12 protein-coding genes are annotated in these 17282 nt (G+C 66.5%); 5 read left to right on the top strand and 7 right to left on the bottom strand.

Annotated elements, in window-relative coordinates; genetic code table 11:
* Positions 1-32 precede the first annotated feature (32 nt).
* Positions 33-845, top strand: a complete 813-nt coding sequence (locus AC0L58_RS16015) for a DUF481 domain-containing protein (protein ID WP_473685170.1) — start codon at positions 33-35, stop codon at positions 843-845.
* 51 nt (positions 846-896) lie between these two features.
* Here the strand turns inward: AC0L58_RS16015 and hemC are convergent, their stop codons facing one another.
* Positions 897-1814, bottom strand: a complete 918-nt coding sequence (gene hemC / locus AC0L58_RS16010; RefSeq protein WP_473685168.1) for a hydroxymethylbilane synthase — start codon at positions 1812-1814, stop codon at positions 897-899.
* Between the two features lie 135 nt (positions 1815-1949).
* Here hemC and AC0L58_RS16005 point away from each other — a divergent pair, with 135 nt between their 5' ends.
* Positions 1950-2705, top strand: coding sequence for a Bax inhibitor-1/YccA family protein (locus AC0L58_RS16005; RefSeq protein ID WP_473685166.1), 756 nt, complete (start codon positions 1950-1952; stop codon positions 2703-2705).
* Positions 2706-3030: 325 nt separating this feature from the next.
* On the opposite strand, the gene AC0L58_RS16000 is transcribed toward AC0L58_RS16005, so the two are convergent.
* From AC0L58_RS16000 to AC0L58_RS15980, 5 genes are all read right to left on the bottom strand, one after another.
* Positions 3031-6087 carry an efflux RND transporter permease subunit gene (locus AC0L58_RS16000; RefSeq protein ID WP_473685164.1) on the bottom strand — a complete coding sequence of 1019 codons (3057 nt, stop codon included), beginning with the start codon at positions 6085-6087 and terminating at the stop codon, positions 3031-3033.
* Between the two features lie 9 nt (positions 6088-6096).
* Entirely contained in the window at positions 6097-7272 is a 1176-nt protein-coding gene (locus AC0L58_RS15995) for an efflux RND transporter periplasmic adaptor subunit (RefSeq protein WP_473685162.1), read from the bottom strand.
* Between the two features lie 96 nt (positions 7273-7368).
* A complete protein-coding gene (locus tag AC0L58_RS15990; protein WP_473685160.1) occupies positions 7369-8880 on the bottom strand; it encodes an efflux transporter outer membrane subunit in 1512 nt (503 codons plus the stop codon).
* Positions 8881-9001: 121 nt separating this feature from the next.
* Positions 9002-9556 (bottom strand): energy transducer TonB family protein, encoded by a 555-nt coding sequence (locus AC0L58_RS15985; RefSeq protein ID WP_473685158.1) that lies wholly within the window; start codon positions 9554-9556, stop codon positions 9002-9004.
* A gap of 9 nt (positions 9557-9565) precedes the next feature.
* Complete coding sequence (locus AC0L58_RS15980; RefSeq protein WP_473685156.1) at positions 9566-10852, bottom strand: acetyl-CoA C-acetyltransferase; 1287 nt, start codon at positions 10850-10852, stop codon at positions 9566-9568.
* A 162-nt stretch (positions 10853-11014) separates the two neighbouring features.
* Here AC0L58_RS15980 and AC0L58_RS15975 point away from each other — a divergent pair, with 162 nt between their 5' ends.
* The 3 genes from AC0L58_RS15975 to AC0L58_RS15965 all read left to right on the top strand — a co-directional run bounded on the left by AC0L58_RS15975 (position 11015) and on the right by AC0L58_RS15965 (position 16291).
* Positions 11015-12154 carry a hypothetical protein gene (locus AC0L58_RS15975; RefSeq protein ID WP_473685154.1) on the top strand — a complete coding sequence of 380 codons (1140 nt, stop codon included), beginning with the start codon at positions 11015-11017 and terminating at the stop codon, positions 12152-12154.
* A 164-nt stretch (positions 12155-12318) separates the two neighbouring features.
* On the top strand, positions 12319-14793 hold the full coding sequence (locus AC0L58_RS15970; RefSeq protein WP_473685152.1) for a sensor domain-containing protein: 2475 nt from the start codon (positions 12319-12321) through the stop codon (positions 14791-14793).
* Between the two features lie 427 nt (positions 14794-15220).
* The gene (locus tag AC0L58_RS15965) at positions 15221-16291 is read left to right on the top strand and encodes an IS110 family RNA-guided transposase (RefSeq protein WP_473685150.1); all 1071 of its coding nucleotides are present in this window, start codon (positions 15221-15223) and stop codon (positions 16289-16291) included.
* A gap of 470 nt (positions 16292-16761) precedes the next feature.
* On the opposite strand, the gene AC0L58_RS15960 is transcribed toward AC0L58_RS15965, so the two are convergent.
* Positions 16762-17220, bottom strand: coding sequence for a GNAT family N-acetyltransferase (locus tag AC0L58_RS15960; RefSeq protein ID WP_473685148.1), 459 nt, complete (start codon positions 17218-17220; stop codon positions 16762-16764).
* Between the last annotated feature and the right edge of the window lie 62 nt (positions 17221-17282).

Here is a 17282-nt window from a genome sequence, read left to right as displayed (position 1 = left end):
ATCACCAATCTTTAACAAATGGATGTCCCCAGATGAACAAGACCCTGATCGCCGGCCTGCTGCTGGCCGGCCTCGCCAGTTTTACTGCCCACGCTCAGGATGCCGACACCGGGTCGTCCACCAACCGTGGCGGCTGGAGTGGTTCGGGTGAATTCGGCTTCGCTTCGGCCACCGGCAACTCGCGTTCGCAGAACATCAACGCCAAGCTGGGTTTGAGCCAGGAGAACGACCAGTGGAAGAACAACTTCTTCGTCAACGCGCTGCGTTCCAAGAGTGAGCAAAAGGTTGTCGATAGCAACGGCAACACGATCGAGCAGTTCAACACCACCGCCAATCGCTACGACGCCGGTGCCTCGGTCGGCCTGAAGCTGGACACGCGCAGCTACATCGTCGGCGCGGCCCGCTACGAGCATGACCAGTTCGGCGCCAACCTGTGGCAGGGCACGGTGTCGCTGGGTTACGGCTACATCGCGTTGAAGGACGAGCGCAACGAGCTGTCGTTCGAAATCGGTCCCGGTTACAAGCGCTACCGTCCGGCCGACGACGTGGTGCTGGTCGGCGGCGTGCCGACCACGCAGCGTCATCCGACCGAGGGCGAGGTGGTGGCGCGCGGCCTGATCAACTACAAGTTCAAGCTCAGCGCCAATACCGCTCTGGAGGACACCTTCCTGATGGAAGCGGGCTCGAAGAACACCTATCTGCAGAATGACGTCGGTCTGGCGGTGAGCATGACCAGGAAGCTGGCCCTGAAGGTGGGCTTCCAGGTGCGCCACAACAGCGATGTGCAGCCGGGCGTGAAGAAGACCGACACGCTGACCACGACGAACTTCGTCTACAGCTTCTGACCCGGGCAGTCGGCACCCACGACGGCTTGTGGGAGCGCACCGGGTGCGCCCCTACAGTCCCAGCAATGCGCCGGCTCCCTGCTGCAGCAAGGCCGCCGCAACCTGTTCGCCCAGGGCAACGGACCGATCCGCCGGGGCGCTCGCTTCGGCGCGCAGCAGGCGACCGCTGGCGGCGTCGCCGACCAGTCCGCGCAGGTGCAGTTCGTGTTCGCCGAGCACGCACCAGGCGCCGACGGGCACCGTGCAGCTGCCGCCCAGTGCGCGATTCATCGCGCGCTCGGTACTGACCGTGAGCCGCGTCTCGGAGTCGTCGAGCGCGGCGAGCAAGGCCAGCACGGCGGGGTGTCCGTCGCGGGCTTCGATGGCAATCGCGGCCTGTCCGGGCGCCGGCAACCATTCCGGCGCAGCCAGGCGTGCGCGAATGCGCGCGGCCAGCCCCAGCCGCTCCAGTCCGGCGCAGGCCAGCACGATCGCGTCGTAATGGTCGGCGTCGAGCTTGCCCAGACGGGTGCCGACATTGCCACGCAGATCGAGCACCTGCAGGTCCGGCCGCAGCGCGCGCAACTGGGCCTGGCGACGCAGGGATGACGTGCCCACCCGCGCACCTGGTGGCAGCGAGGCCAGATCGGCGTAATCGTTGCTGACAAAGGCATCGGCGGCGTCGGCCCGCGGCAGGATCGCCGGCAGGACGAAACCGGGCTCCAGTTCGACCGGCACGTCCTTCAACGAATGCACCGCCAGCTCGGCGCGGCCTTCCAGCATCGCCACCTCCAGCTCCTTCAGGAACAAGCCCTTGCCGCCGATCGTGGCCAGCGGCTGGTCGAGGATTTCGTCGCCACGGGTGGAGAGCGGTACCAGCTCGACGTTCAATCCGGGATGGGCGGCCCGCAGCAACGTTGCGACGTGTTCGGCCTGCCATAGCGCCAGTGCGCTCTTGCGGGTGGCGATGCGCAAGGTGGAAGGGCTCATTTGAACTCCGGGACGATCGACAAGGTCTTATTGTCGCGTAGTTGACCGGCCCATGGCAGCGCGGCGTATGCGCGCGGTGACTGTCCCCGCCGCCGGGCACAGGCTACGATGTCGACTTGTCCTTCGGAGTTCATCATGCAAAGCGGTAATCCTGCTCTCAACAAGAACACTTTCCTCGACGCCGCCAGCGGTGCGGTGGTGTCGCACGGCGATCAGGTCATGACGATCAACGGCACGGTCAACAAGACCGGCCTGCTGCTGGTGCTGGCCGTGGTCGGCGCGATGTTCAGCTGGAGCCAGTTCCACGGTCCGCAAAGCCTGCCGGCGATGGGCCCGCTCATGATCGGCGGTGCCATCGGTGGCCTGATCCTCGCCCTGATCACCATCTTCAAGAAGACCTGGGCGCCGGTCACCGCGCCGTTGTACGCGCTGGTGGAGGGTGTCTTCATCGGTGCACTGTCGGCGATCTTCGAAATGCGTTACCCGGGCATCGTGATGCAGGCGGTCGGGCTCACCTTCGGCGTGATGGCGGCGATGCTGATCGCCTATCGCAGCGGCTTGATTCGCGCCACCGAGAAATTCAAGCTCGGCATCGTGGCTGCCACCGGCGGCGTGTTCCTGCTGTACATGGCCAACATGGTGATGGGTTTTTTCGGTCACTCGATGGGCTTCATCAACGGCAGCAGCGGCATGGGTATCGCGTTCAGCGTGGTGGTGGTGGTGATCGCGGCGCTCAACCTGATCCTCGACTTCGACATGATCGAACAGGGCGTGCACGCGCGCGCGCCGAAGTACATGGAATGGTACGGCGCGTTCGCGTTGGTGGTGACCCTGGTCTGGCTGTATCTGGAACTGCTGCGGCTGCTGTCGAAGCTGCAATCGCGCAATTGAGGCCACGCCGCAGCCGTTGGCGGGCACAGCCCGCCCTACGCGCCGACCGAAAGTAGGGCGGCCTCTGCCCGCCGAACCCTGCGGCCAAAACCATGGAAAGCACAAAGGCGCGGACAACCGCGCCTTTGTGCTTTCACGACGGCGTTCCCCGCGGTCGATCAGGCGGTTGTTGTCGAAGCTGCCGTCGTGCCATCGAGGACACGCGCGGGCCGGGAGTAGGGCGGGCTGTGCCCGCCGAACCATGCGGCCGAATCCATGAAAGCATGAAGGCGCGGACAACCGCGCCTTCATGCTTGTGCTTTCACCCCGACGTTCGCGTAGCCGGTCAGGCGGCCGTCAGGGCCGCGTCATCGGTGGGCTCGCCAGCGTGGTGGTCGGTCGCCAGCAGCAGATAGAACGCGGGCACCACGAACAGGGTGAAGGCGGTACCGATGGCCAGGCCGGTGGAGATCACCAGACCCATGTTGAAGCGCCCTGCCGCGCCGGCGCCCGCGGCAACCACCAATGGCATCACGCCCAGCACCATCGCCGCGGTGGTCATCAGGATCGGGCGCAGGCGCACCGCGGCGGCGTGTTCGATCGCTTCACGCTTGGACATGCCGGCGCGTTGCGAGTCGTTGGCGAACTGCACGATCAGGATGCCGTGCTTGCTGATCAGGCCCATCAGGGTGACCAGTCCCACCTCGGTATAGATGTTGAGGCTGGCGAACAGGTTCACGAAGATCAGCGCGCCAAACAGCGCCAGCGGCACCGAGACCAGGATCACGATCGGATCGCGCAGGCTGTTGAACTGCGCCGCCAGCGCCAGGAACACGATGATCACCGCGAACAGAAGTGTCGTGCCGAAACCGCCGGATTCCTTGATGAACTGGCGCGATTGCCCGGCGTAATCCACGTTGTAGCCGGTCGGCGCCACTTCATGCACCAGGTCGCGCAGGTAGGCCAGGGCTTCGCCCTGCGACATGCCCGACACACCGGAGATCGTGGCCGAGTTCTGTTGCTGGAACCGGTTCAGCGACTGCGGCACGACCTGATGGGTGATCCTGGCGACGGTGGACGCCTGGATCACCGAACCATCCGGCACGCGCAGGTAGTAATCGAGCACCTGGTCCGGATTGAGTCGGTCGGTTTGCAGTACCTGCGGAATCACCCGGTACGAACGCCCCGAAATCGAGAAGTAGTTGACGTATCCGCCGCCCAGCGCCGAACCGAGTGCGGCGCCCACGTCCTGCTGGGTCAGCCCCAGACTGGTGATCATGTCGCGATCCAGGCTTACCGTGGCTTGCGGCTTGTCGACTTTGAGATCGGAGTCTACGAAATAGAACTTGCCGCTGGCTTGCGCCTTTGCCAGCACCTGGCTGGCCACGTCGTTGAGATTCTCGAACGGCTCCGTGGTGGTGATCACCACCTGGATCGGCAGACCCTGCGCACCGGGCAGCGGCGGAAACTGGAATGCCGCCACCTTGGCGCCGGCGATCCCGTTCCACTTCTGCTGCAACTCCTGCTGCAGCTCATGCGCGCTGCGACTGCGCTGGTCCCACGGCTTGAACACCACGCCACCGATGCCCTGGTTGACGGTCGGCACGCCGGTCATCTGGAACATCTGGTCGTACTCGGGCAGTTCGGTGGCCAGCTTGAACATCTGTTCCGCGTACACGTTCATCTGCTGCGCCGTGGCGTTGGGCGCACCCACGATCTGGCCCACCACCACGCCCTGGTCCTCCTCCGGCGCCAGCTCCGACTGCGCGGTGATGCCCAGCGCCACCGTGGCCAGCAGCAATAGCACGGCCATCACGATCACCACCGACGAGGTCGACAAGACGTTGTGCAGCACGCGCTGGTAGCCGTGGTGCACGCGGTCGAACTGGCGGTCGATGAACTGCACGAAACGCCCACTCTCCTGTTCGCTCTTGAAGAACTTCGAGGTCATCATCGGCGACAAGGTCAGCGCGACGATCGCCGAGACCGTCACCGCGCCGGCGAGGGTGAAGGCGAACTCGCTGAACAGCGCGCCGGTGAGTCCCTTCTGGAAACCGATCGGCACGTACACGGCGATCAGCACCACGGTCATGGCCAGGATTGGCCCCCCCAGCTCACGTGCTGCCAGCAATGCGGCCTGCAGCGGGGTCTTGCCTTCCTCCTTCATGTGGCGGTCGACGTTCTCCACCACGATGATCGCGTCATCCACCACCAGGCCGATCGACAGCACCAGGGCCAGCAAGGTCAGCAGGTTGATGGAGTAACCGAGCATCAGCATCACGAAGAAGGCGCCGATCAGCGCCAGCGGCATCGCGATCACCGGAATGATTACCGCGCGCAGGCTGCCCAGGAACAGGAAGATCACCAGGGTCACGATCAGCAACGCCTCGACCAGGGTCTTGATGACCTCGTTGATCGAGCTGTTCACGAAGTCGGTGCCATCGTAGACGATCTTCCCGGTCAGCCCGTGCGGCAACTGGTGCTGGATCTCGGGGAACGCATCGCGCACGCGCTTGGCCACGTCCAGCACGTTGGCGTCGGGCGCCACCTTGATACCGACAAAGACCGAGCGTTTGCCGCTGAAGGCAACGTTGAAGTCGTAGTTCTCCGAGCCCAGCGTGACGGTGGCGACGTCCTTGAGTCGCACGATCGCGCCGTGGTCCTGCTTGACCGCCAGCTGCTTGAACTCGTCGACCGTGTGCAGGTTGCTGTCGGTGGTCAGATCCACCGTCACCGCCTGGCCCTTGGTCGAGCCGACGGCGGCCAGGTAGTTGTTGGCCGCCAGCGCGGCATTCACGTCGCTGGCGGTGACGCCATGCGCCGCCATCTTGGCCGGATCCAGCCATGCCCGCAGCGCGAACTGGCGGGCGCCGAGCAGTTCGGCGGTCTGCACGCCTTCGATCGCATCGAGCTTGGGCTTGACCACGCGTGCCAGGTAGTCGGTGATGTTGTTGGTCGGCAGCACGTCGCTGTAGAAGCCGAGGTACATCGCGTCGATCGTCTCGCCGGTCTGCACGTTCAGCACCGGCTGCTGCGCCTGCGGCGGCAACTGGTTCCTCACCGAATTGACCTGGGTGGTGATCTCGGTCAGCGCGCGGTTGGCGTCGTAGTTCAGGCGCAGCGTGGCGGTGATGGTGGAGACGCCCGACACGCTGCTGGAGGACAGGTAGTCGATGCCCTGCGCCTGCGAGATCGCCTGCTCCAGCGGCTGGGTGATGAAGCCGGCCATGGTCTGTGCGTCGGCACCGTAATAGGCGGTGGTGACGGTGACGGTGGCGTTTTCCGTCTTGGGATACTGGCGCACGGTGAGGCTGGTGACGGCCTTCAGGCCGAGCACCAGGATCAGCAGGCTGACGACGATCGCCAGCACCGGCTTGTTGATGAACAGGTCAGTGAATTTCATCGTGGCGGCTCAGTGTTCCTGCGGCGTCGGGTGAGCGCTGTCGGCAGGTTGCACGCTGTTGTCGACCTTGATCTGCGCGTCGTTCTTCAGCTTCACCTGACCACTGGTCACCACTTCGGTGCCCGGTTTGATGCCCTTGAGGATCGCCACCTGGTCACCGCGGGTCTCGCCCACGGTGACGAAGGTCTGCTGCACCGTGGGCGGCAATGCATGGCCCTGGTCGTCCTTGCCCTTGGAGGGATGCACCACGTACACCGTGTCGCCGTACGGGTTGTAGACGATCGCCGCCTGCGGCAGGGTCAACCGGTGCTGCTTGCTGCCCACGTCGACCTCGAGCTTGGCGAACATGCCCGGACTCAGCGTCTTGTCATGGTTCGGCACGCGAGCCTCGACCTGCACGTTGCGAGTGTTGATATCGACCTTGGGACTGATCGCGCTGAGCTTGCCGGTGAACGGGCGGTCGGGATACGCGTCGAGCGTGAGTTCCACTGGCTGGCCCACCTTCAGTCGACCCAGTTCGCTCTGCGGCACGTGGAAGTCGACGAACAGCGGATCGAGCTGCTGCAGCGTCACCAGCGTCGCACCGGCACTGACGTAGTCGCCCGGACTGGTGGTGATGATGCCGGCGCGCCCGGCGAACGGAGCGCGCAACTGCTTCTTGTCCACCACCACCTGCTGCTGCGCCACGGCGGCTTTCTTAGCCTTGAGATCGGCGGCGGCGGCATCGTAGTCGGCCTGGCTGATGGCCTGCGCCGCCAGCTGCTTGCGTGCGCGCTCGAAGGTCAGCTGCGACAACTGCGCGGCCGCCTGGAATTGATGCAATTGGGCGGTGGCGTCGTCATCGCGCAGCTGCAGCAGCAGCTGGCCCTGCTTCACGTCCTGGCCGGAATGCAGTTTCACCGCGGTGACCAGACCGGTGGCGTCCATGGCCAGGTCCGCACCGTTGGCGGCGCGCAGCGTGCCGACCGTGTCAAGTGCGGGCTGCCACGGTTGTTCGCGCGCGATGGTGGTGCTCACGGTGAACGGTGTCGGCTTGGGCATGCTGTGGATCATGCGCATCACCAGCAGCACCTTGATGCCGACGATCACGGCGATCAGCAGCAACACGCCGCCGATCATCCAGAGCATGCGTTTGGTGGTGCTGGGCCTGATCTTGCCGGGTTTGTTGTCGACGCGCGTGGACATGCGCGGGCTCCTGTGGTGTTGGCGATGAGTTGGGTCGGTGCGGCTCGTCCCTGAGCGCGCATGGCAGGGGACATCCCCTGCGCATGCGGAACGGAACTAGGGTGTTTGCTTGACGTGTTCTTCGGCGGCGTCCTGCCAGCCGCCACCGAGGGCGGCGTACAGCGCCGCGGTGTCGGCCAGCCGGGCGGTGCGTGCCTGGATCAGGGCGATGCGCGTCTGCTGGTAGCTGCGCTCGGCATTGAGCAGGTTTAGATAGCCGGTGGCGCCCATCTGGTATTGCTGCCGGGTCAGCGCGAGCTGCTTCGAGGCGGCGTCCTCGGCGGTAACCTGGGCGGCCAGACCTTGCGCGTCGTATTGCAGCGCCTGCAGCGTGTCGGCGACGTTCTGGAAGGCGACCAGTACGGTTTGCTGCCAGTCGGCCAAGGCCTTGTCCAGGCCGGCCTGGGCGGCACGCTTCCTGTGTCGCAGCTCACCCCCATGAAACAGCGGCTGGATCAGGCCCAGTCCCAGCGACCACGAGCGGGTGCCGGCGGAAAACAGCTCGCCGGCATGCAGCGCCTGCGAACCGCCGCTGCCGGTCAGCGAAATCTGCGGCAGCATCGCCGCCGTGGCCACGCCGACCTGGGCGGTCGCCGCGTGCAGCTGCGCGGAGGCAGCGCGGATATCCGGGCGCTGCGCAACCAGGGTCGACGGCAGGCTCACCGGAATGTCCCTGGGCAGCGTGATCGCCTCCAGCCGCAGCGGTGACAGTTCCAGCTGCGCCGGCGTGGTGCCGAGATAGGTGGCCAGTTGATTGCGCGTGGCGGCGAGCTGCGCGCGCAGGGGTGGCAAGGTTGCCTCGGTGGTGGCCAGCTGGGCGCGCACCGCCAGCGTATCGGACAGCGACTTCGCACCGATCTGCTGCTGCTGTTCGGCGATCTGCAGGCTCTTGCGCTGGCTGTCCGCGATCTCCCCGGTGGCTTGCAACTGTTCGCGCAGCGAGGCTTCGCGCAACGAGGCCGTGACCACATTGGCGGCCAGGGTCAGGTAGGTCGCATCGGTCTGCGCGCGCTGCACCTCGGCCAGCGCCGCCTGGGCCTCGATCCCGCGCCGGGTGCCACCGAACAAATCGATGCCGTAGTTGACGCTGACCGAGGCGTTGTACACGGTCAGCGGTGGAAAGGTGAAGGCACCGCCGAACGCGGCGCCGGACTGCTTCTGGCGGGTGACGCCGGCGCTTGCATCAATCGACGGAAAGCTGACTGCACCGGCCGCGCTCGCATTCTCCCGCGCCTGACGCAGCGCGGCTTGCGCCGAGGCGATCGACGGGCTGTGGCGCAGCGCGGTACTCACGCGGCGGGTCAGTTCGGCGTTGTCGAACGTGGTCCACCAGCGCGCCGGCACCTCGCGACCCTGCAGGAACCGCTGCGCGTCGCCATCGGCGGTCTGCGCGGCCGCGGTGGTGGCGGGCAGGGGCTGGTCGGTGAAACGGTCCACCGCCGGCGCATCCGGGCGATGGTAATCGGGACCGACGGCACAACCCGCCAGGGTCACGGCGGCCAGCAGCGCGACGCTGCGCAACCTGTGCTGGCGGAAGATCGACGAGGGGCGGGACAGGTCGCTGGTCAAGAGAGTGGCCTGAACATGGGGGAGCCGGGCCGGGACAATAGCATACCGACAAGTTCAGATATATAGGAAAGTCGTCACGGCGGCCGGCGCAACGGGCCGCGCGAAAGCGGCAAAACCCGTCTCAGAGCATGCCCAGGCCGCGCGCCTGCGACGAGAACAGCATCGGCAGCTCGCCGCTGATCCCGTCGGGATGACCCGGTGGCACGGCGAAGCGCCAGCCACGCACGTTGCGCAGCGCATGCTGGTCGAGGATCGGGTCGCCGCTGGTTGTCGCCACGCTGGCGCTCACCACCTGGCCGAGGCCGTCGATGCGCAGCCACACGATCACCCGACCGTCCAGATGGCCGCGCAGCCGTGCCCAACTCTGGCTGTGGTCGTCGGGGGTGGCCAGCGGCTGCAGCGTGATGGGCCGGCTGGACACCGCGGCCTGCCCTGTCCGCTCACCCGGAATGTCATGATGCCGGACATGGCGCGGCTGCAGCACCACCCTCACCGGAGCGTGTGAGCGACGTATCTTCGACGGCGTCCGCGACCCGTCATGCGTGCGGCCCACCATGGCCATCCGCGCGGATGGCTGCTGCCACTGATCGGTCAGGCTGCTGAGCCAGCCGGTGCCGGCGATGCCGATCAGCAAGCCCAGCATGCTCAGCGCCGTGGTGGTGCGCAATCGGAGCATGAGCGTGTGCTACGGACGCTCGAGGATGGCGGTGACGCCCATGCCGCCGGCGGTACAGATCGAGATCAGGCCGCGGCCGGAGCCTTTCTGTTCCAGCAGCTTCGCCAATGTGGCGAGCAGGCGCGCACCGGTGGCGGCGAACGGATGACCCACGGCGAGGCTGGAGCCGTGCACGTTGAGTCGGGCCGGGTCGATCGCGCCCAGCGGTGCGTCCAGGCCGAGCCGGTTCTTGCAGTAGTCGGCCGATTCCCACGCGCGCAAGGTGCACAACACCTGCGCCGCAAATGCCTCGTGGATTTCGTAGAAGTCGAAATCCTGGAGGCTCAGGCCGTTGCGCGCCAGCATGCGCGGTACCGCGATGGTTGGTGCCATCAGCAGGCCCTCGCCATGCACGAAGTCCACCGCGGCCACTTCCGCGTCGCGCAGGTAGGCCTGCACTTTCAGATGGTGCTGCGCTGCCCACGCATCGGTGCCCAGCAATACCGCGGCGGCGCCGTCGGACAGCCCGGTGGAGTTGCCGGCGGTGAGGGTGCCGTGGCCGGAACGCTTGTCGAACGCCGGCTTCAGCGAGGCAAGCTTTTCCATGCTGCTGTCCGGACGCAGGAAGCCGTCACGCCTGAGCCCCCGGAAAGGGACCAGCAAGTCCTCGAAGAAGCCGGCATCGTAGGCAGCGGCCAGCTTGTGGTGGCTTTCCAGCGCGAGTTGATCCTGCGCCTCGCGGCTGACCTGCCATTGCCTGGCCATCTGCTCGCAGTGATCGCCCATCGACTTGCCGGTGCGCGGCTCGGCCACGCCGGGGAAGGAGGGTTTCAGTTCGCTGAAGGAGAACCCGCGCAGCGCGGCCTTCAGCTTGTCCATCGGTGTCCTGGCCCGGTTCATCGCCAGCAGCCGCTTGCGCAGCCGGCGACCGTACACGATCGGTACGTCGCTGGTGGTGTCCGAGCCGGCGGCAATGCCGGCCTCGATCTGGCCGGCGGCAATCTTGTTGGCGATGATGATGGCGTTGTCGAGCGAGGTGCCGCAGGCACGCGCGGTGGTGATGCCCGGCGTGGTTGGCGCCAGCCCGGAACTGAGCAAGGCTTCACGCGCCAGGTTCCAGTCGGAGGCGTGCTTGATCACCGCGCCCAGCGCCACTTCGCCCAGTTCCACGCCGTGCAGACCGAAGCGCTCGACCAGGGAACCGAGCACCTTCACCGACATGCCGAAGTTGCCCACGTCGGCGTAGGCCGTGTTGTTGCGACAGAACGGGATGCGTACGCCGCCAATGACTCCGACGCGCCTGTGCGTGTTTTCCATGCCCTGAACGATCCATCACTCGATTGGTTCAAGGCTAACCCGCCATGCCGCTGGGCGAAAGCCCAAAAGCCCGCCGTTGTGCCGATTCGTTCAGCACGGCACGCCGGGGCGAGCGGAGCGCGCTGGTAGAATATGCCTTTTGTCGAACGTGGATGGTCGCCCGTGGAAGCGCAGAACCTGCTCGCCCTGCCGGTGTTGCTGGCGCTGGAACCGGTAGCCGGCGAGGCGCCGGCGCCGATGACCCTGAGCCGCGACGCCGCCGCCGCGCTGGCGCAGCTGGTGGCCACGGACCTGCTTGCCCTGGTGCCGCAGGTCGAGCAGGCGCGACTGGTGCTTGCCGGCGCCTTGTTCGACCAGGTCGAGTTGCTGCGCCCCGGCTTTCCGGTGTGGACCAAATTGGATGAATTGGCCCGCGGCGTGCCGCGCGGCGCACGCGGCAACGTGGTCGCGTTCGGCCATCACGACGGACGCATGCCGACGCCCGAGTTGGAGCCATCATCCCTCTACGCCGCAGGGCCGATGCGCTTGTTGCCGATCAACCTGCAGGTGGCCACGGAACTGGCCGACGAACTTTCCACCCAGCTGGAGATCCAGCTGGTCGGTCGCGGCGAGGCCGGCGTGCAGACCGCCGACTGGCTGATGCGCACCCTCGGCATCCGACTTGAGCACGTGCGCTATCTCAGCCGCAATGATCTGCTGGCACTCACCTGCGTCCAGTACGAGCACGTCAATCTCGCGCCACTGTGGACCTTGCTGGAAGCCGCGCTGCTGACGCCGCAGCGGGATGAGTCGACGATGAGTGCGCGCGGCCTGCCGCTGACTTACGCCGGTGGCACGGTCATGGCGCAGTCGCCGGCGCAGTGGCTGGCCCGGCAGACCGGTGAGCCCGCACAGCGCGCCCATGATTTCGCCGGCATCGTGTTCGAGTTGCGCCAGTACGCGGCCCTGCTCGACGCGCACCAGGTTCCGCTGCGCCTGCAACCGGTCGGGATCGCGACCGAGGCCATGGACGGCTATCTGCTGGAAACCCGCGCGACGGCCGAGGCCGCTCTGGGCGCACCGCGCCTGTTCGCGCACGAGGCGCCCGGCCTCGGCGTGGTCGCCGTCACCGTCGCGCAACCTGCGGCGGCGGATCGCGCACGCGTGCTGGCACACGGCTACCCGCTGCAGCCTCATGCGCTGGGCCTGCTGCTGCGCCGCCTGGCCGATCAATACGGCATCGCCAGCGAGCTGGACGCAATGGGCCGGGTGGTGCTGGATGACGCCGGCGAGCTGGGCGTGCCGCCGGCCGTTCTGCACTGAGCATCCGCGATCGAAGCTAGCTGGCCTGAGCGGGTGGGAACGGCGCGCTGCACAAGTGTGCACTTCGTCAAACGCCTGGCTGGCGGCAGTTGTGCCGTCTCGAGCAGTCGGCGCATGATGAGCCAGGCGCCAAGAGGGGGCGCACCCAACTTGACGGACTGGCCATGCGGGCGGACAAGCACGCCGAGGGACTACCGACACCAGCGGACGAGACACAGTGGCCGGCCAGGCTGCTGCATGGCGCGCCCGTGCTGCTCACCTACCTGGACCGCGACCAGCGCTTCCGCTACGTCAACGACACCCACCGCCGCTGGCTGGGCCTGGAGCCTTCCACCCTGATCGGCCAGTGCCTGGTCGACGTGGCCGGGGCGGACAACTACGAACGCGCGCGGGTGGCCCTGGAGCAGGCTTACGCCGGCCAACCGGCCAGCTACGAAGGCGAGCTTCTCTTCCATGGCGAGCGGCGCCACGTTCACGGCAACTTCCAGCCCGACTTCGATGCGGATGGCCGCGTCTGCGGCGTCTTCACCGCATTGGTCGACATTACCGAGCGGCACACGCTGGAACTGCAACTGCGCGAGAGCCAGCGCCGCTTCCTGAGCGCCTTCCAGCACGCTGGCATAGGCATGGCGCTGACCCGTCTTGACGGCAGCTTCATGCGCGTCAACGCCGCGGTCTGCCGGATGCTCGGCTATACCGAGGAGGAGTTGCTGCAGCGAGGCATCAACGACGTCACCCATCCCGACGACATGGCCGTCGACGCGGAACGGATGGCGCAACTGCTAACCGGCCAGCGTGAAAACTACCAGCTCGAAAAGCGCAACCTGCACAAGGACGGCCATGTCGTGTACTTGCAGCTCAGCGTGTCGCTGGTACGCGACGACCGGGGCGAGCCGCTGTACTTCGTGTCGCAGGCGCAGGACATCAGCGAGCGCAAGGCAGCCGAGGACGCGCTGCATCGCGAGCGCGAGCTGGCCGAGGTCACCTTGCGTTCGATCGGCGATGCGGTGATCACCACCGATCCGCAGTTGCGCATCAGCTCGCTGAACCCGATCGCCGAAGCGATGACCGGCTGGAGCCACGCCGAGGCAAAGGGGCGGCTGATCGAGGAAGTATTCCAGCTGTTCGATGCGGCGCACGGGCAACCGGTCGGCAACCCGCTGCGCGCGGCGATCGAGCACAACACCATCATGGACCTGGCCGGGCGCACCCTGCTGCGTCACCGGCACGGTTTCGACACGCCGGTGGAGGATTCCTCCGCACCGATCCACGACCACGCCGGCAACGTGATCGGTGGCGTGCTGGTGTTCCACGACGTCAGCGAAACGCGCGCGCTGGCGCTGAAGCTGATCCACCTCACCCAGCACGACACGCTGACCGGCCTGCCCAATCGCAGCCAGTTGCATGACCACCTGACCCACGCCATCGCCGTTGCGCGGCGGCGCTCGCGTCGCGCGGCACTGCTGTATATCGACATCCACCAGTTCAAGCAGATCAATGACCTGCACGGCCACGCCGGCGGCGATCGCGTGCTGCGCGCGTTCGTGGCCCGCTTGCAGCAATGCCTGCCCCCCGATGCCTTGCTCAGCCGTCATGGCGGCGACGAATTCGTGGTGGCGTTGTCGAATCTGGACAGCGTCGGCGAGGCGGCCAGTCTTGCGCAGACCCTGGTCGACCAGTGCGAGCAGACCTTCGTCGAAGGCCTCACGGAGTTGCGGCTGCACGTGGGCATCGGCATCAGTGTGTACCCGGATGACGCCGCGGATCCCGAAAGCCTGCTGCAGCACGCCGAAACCGCGTTGGCGGCGATCCGCAGTCGGGGCAAACACGGCTACCGCTTCTTTACCGCCTCGATGAACGAGCGCAAGCGCGCCCGCCGCAATATCGAGGCCGCCTTGCGCCAGGCCCTGCCGCGCCGCCAGCTCAGTCTCCACTACCAGCCCAAGATCGACGCCCGCAGTGGCCGCGTCGTCGGTGCCGAGGCGTTGCTGCGTTGGCACGCCCAGGGGCAGGAGTTGTACAAGCCCGACCAGTTCATACCGGTGGCCGAGGACAGCGGCCAGATCCTGCCGATCGGCGCGTGGGTGCTGCGCCAGGCCTGCCATCAGGCGCGCGCCTGGCAGCAGCAGGGTCACGCCATCCCGATATCGGTGAATGTGTCACCCGTGCAGTTCGAGCATGCCGATTTCCACGACTGGCTGGATGAGGTGCTGAACGAAACCGGGCTCGATGCCAGTCTGCTCGAGCTGGAGCTGACCGAGCGCATGGTGATGTCCGGCGGCGATGCGTCCAGCAGCCTGCTGCGACGGATACGGCAACGCGGCGTGCGTCTGGCGCTGGACGATTTCGGCACCGGCTATTGCAGCTTTTCCTATCTGAAACACTTTCCGATCGATACGCTGAAGATCGATCGTGTTTTCGTGCGCGACGTGATCGGCGATGCCGATACCGCCACCATCACCAGCGCGATCATCGCGATGGCGCGCCAGCTGGACAAGCTGGTCGTCGCCGAAGGCGTGGAAACGGCCGAGCAGGCCGCCTTCCTGCGTCAGGCCGGCTGCGACCAGCTGCAGGGCTTCCTGTTCAGCGCGGCCGTGCCGGTAACCGAGCTGGAGAAGCTCCTCGTCGCACCCGCGTAAGGCGGGCTCCACCCGCCGCTTTCCCGCGCGTGACGAAGAGCCGGCGGGCGAAGCCCGCCCTACGGCATTGTCGTAAATGAAGCCATGACCTCGCGGCATGCCGCCTCGCGTAGGGCGGGCTTTGCCGCCGCTTTCCCGCACGTGACGAAGAGTCGGCGGGCGAAGCCCGCCCTACGGCATTGTCGTGGATGAAGCCAAGACCTCGCGGCATGCCGCCTTGCGTAGGGCGGGCTCTGCCCGCCGCTTTCCCACACGTGACGAAGAGCCGGCGGGCGAAGCCCGCCCTACGGCATTGTCGTGGATGAAGCCATGACCTCGCGGCATGCCGCCCCGCGTAATCGCATGGACTCGCCCCCGCGCATTCAGGCATCGCGGTGCCAGTGGTGGTGAGCTAGTGCTCCCAACACAACCGCGCGAGGGCGAGGCCATGAACAAGATTACTGCGATAGCCATCGATTTGGCCAAGAATGTGTTTCAGGTGGCGGGTGAAAACGCGCACGGTGAGGTGGTGCTGTCTGAACGCGTGAAGTCGCGCTTGGCGCTGCACAAGTTCATCCAGACGCTCGAACCACCGCTGACGGTGGCCATTGAGACGGGACCGGGTGCGCAAGCGTGGGCGCGGGAGATCCAGGCGCGCGGCGTCGAGGTGAAGATCCTGCCGGCGCAGCACACCGCCGCCCACCGCAGCGGCAACAAGAACGACGCCAACGATGCCCTGTCGATTCTTCGTGCCCTGCACGACGTGAGCGTGCATCCGGTGCCGGTCAAGACCCAGGAGCAGTTGGCCATGCAGGCTCTGCACCGCGCCCGGCGCGGCTGGCGGCGGCGCATGACGGCGATCAGCAACCAGGTGCGCGGGCTGTTGCTGGAACAAGGCGTGGTCATGGCGCGCGGTAATCTGGCGCTGGTGCGCAAGGTCGACAGCACGCTGGAAGATGCCACCTTGCCGATCCCCGATCGTCTGCGTGCCCTGGTCGCCGAGCTGATGGGGGAATGGCGCGCACTGGGTGAGCGGATGGCGGCCACCGATGGCGAACTGGCTGTCTTGAGCCGCACCGAACCGCTGGCCCGGCACCTGTGCCAGGCGCGCGGCATCGGCCCCGTGATCTCCACCGCCCTGTCCTGCAAGGCGCTCAATCCGGACCGGTTCGCCAACGGCCGCCAGTTTTCGGCCTACTTCGGTATCACGCCCAGCCAGCACAGCAGCGGCAACACCGTTCGGCTGGGCCGCATGAGCCGGCGTGGTGACGCTTATCTGCGTAGTGCCCTGATCGAAGGCGCGCACGCGGTGATCCGGCAAATCCGTCCCGATGCCACCGACCCCTACAGTCGCCGCATCCAGCGCTGGGTCCAGCGCTGTGGCCGAAAGGGCGCGGCGGTGCGGCTGGCCAATCACAATCTGCGTGTGGTGTGGTTGCTGCTCAAGCACCCCGACATGCGCTTTTGCAGTGATCCTGCCCAGCGCGACACCGAAGCGCGGGAGGCGGCCATGCACTGAAAGGGCGCCCCATCACGGCCTGCCCGAGGAGCCGGTCTTGGGCGGCGCCCGTCCATGGCTTCGCAAGCGCTGACGCGCCATGGACTGCCGCCGCCCAAGACCCTCGGGGTCGGCATGCCGTGATGCGGCGTCGCACGCTGCCCACCCGGCGCAACTCGCCTTCCCGTATGTCGTTTTGTCCCTTTGCGCGCTACCGCTGCTGCCCAGCTCGAATCATTCGGTCAGACCATCGTGGCACCAGGCCTTCCGCCCTACCGGCTCTTGCAGCCTCTTCGTAATCGGCCTTTCCACGAGCTCATCCGATGCCGGCCTGTGGTCTATCGACCACCTTCGTCAAGGCCTCATACATAAATGCAGCCAGTGCTTTCCTGCTCACGCAGCGGTTGACACCAGGGGCGAGTCCATACATAGGGCGGGCTCTGCCCGCCGCTTTCCCACACTTGACGAAGAGCCGGCGGGCGAAGCCCGCCCTACGGGGTGGGCAATGGCATTTCGTACATGAAGTAATGACAGCGCTGCATGTTCAGCTCTTCATACGTGCGTTGCGCGCGCTGGTTCTCGGTTTCCACATACAAGCGCAGGCCGACGGCGCCGGCCTCGGCGGCGCGTTGTGCCACCGCGGCGTACAAGGCGCGAAACACTCCGGCACGGCGTGCACCGGGGTCGACGTAGACGCTCTGGATCCACCAGAAATCACCATTGCGCCAGTCGCTCCACTCGAATGTCACCAGCAAACTGCCCACCGCCACACCGGCACGCTCGGCCATCAGGTAGAAGCCGCGGCGTGGTGTTTCCAGTACGCCCCGGACGCCGCGGCTCAGCACCTCCGGGTCGAGTCGCTTGTGTTCGGTTTCCCAGGCCATCGCCAGGTTCCAGCGGACCAGATCGGCGACGTCGGCAGGGGTGGCGGCACGGATCAGCAGGGACATGGCGAGCCTCGGGCGGCAAAGCCCACATCCTACTGATACGGCACGGCGATGATCGAGCCCCG

It is taken from the genome of Rhodanobacter sp. G2-10, assembly GCF_055809185.1.
This window is presented reverse-complemented; position numbering and strand designations above follow the sequence as displayed.

Excerpts from the sequence above, each read along its gene's own strand:
- AC0L58_RS16015 (WP_473685170.1), top strand. The coding sequence starts at position 33 with ATGAACAAGACCCTGATCGCCGGCCTGCTGCTGGCCGGCCTCGCCAGT.
- hemC (WP_473685168.1), bottom strand. The coding sequence starts at position 1,814 with ATGAGCCCTTCCACCTTGCGCATCGCCACCCGCAAGAGCGCACTGGCG.
- AC0L58_RS16005 (WP_473685166.1), top strand. The coding sequence starts at position 1,950 with ATGCAAAGCGGTAATCCTGCTCTCAACAAGAACACTTTCCTCGACGCC.
- AC0L58_RS16000 (WP_473685164.1), bottom strand. The coding sequence starts at position 6,087 with ATGAAATTCACTGACCTGTTCATCAACAAGCCGGTGCTGGCGATCGTC.
- AC0L58_RS15995 (WP_473685162.1), bottom strand. The coding sequence starts at position 7,272 with ATGTCCACGCGCGTCGACAACAAACCCGGCAAGATCAGGCCCAGCACC.
- AC0L58_RS15985 (WP_473685158.1), bottom strand. The coding sequence starts at position 9,556 with ATGCTCCGATTGCGCACCACCACGGCGCTGAGCATGCTGGGCTTGCTG.
- AC0L58_RS15980 (WP_473685156.1), bottom strand. The coding sequence starts at position 10,852 with ATGGAAAACACGCACAGGCGCGTCGGAGTCATTGGCGGCGTACGCATC.
- AC0L58_RS15970 (WP_473685152.1), top strand. The coding sequence starts at position 12,319 with ATGCGGGCGGACAAGCACGCCGAGGGACTACCGACACCAGCGGACGAG.
- AC0L58_RS15965 (WP_473685150.1), top strand. The coding sequence starts at position 15,221 with ATGAACAAGATTACTGCGATAGCCATCGATTTGGCCAAGAATGTGTTT.
- AC0L58_RS15960 (WP_473685148.1), bottom strand. The coding sequence starts at position 17,220 with ATGTCCCTGCTGATCCGTGCCGCCACCCCTGCCGACGTCGCCGATCTG.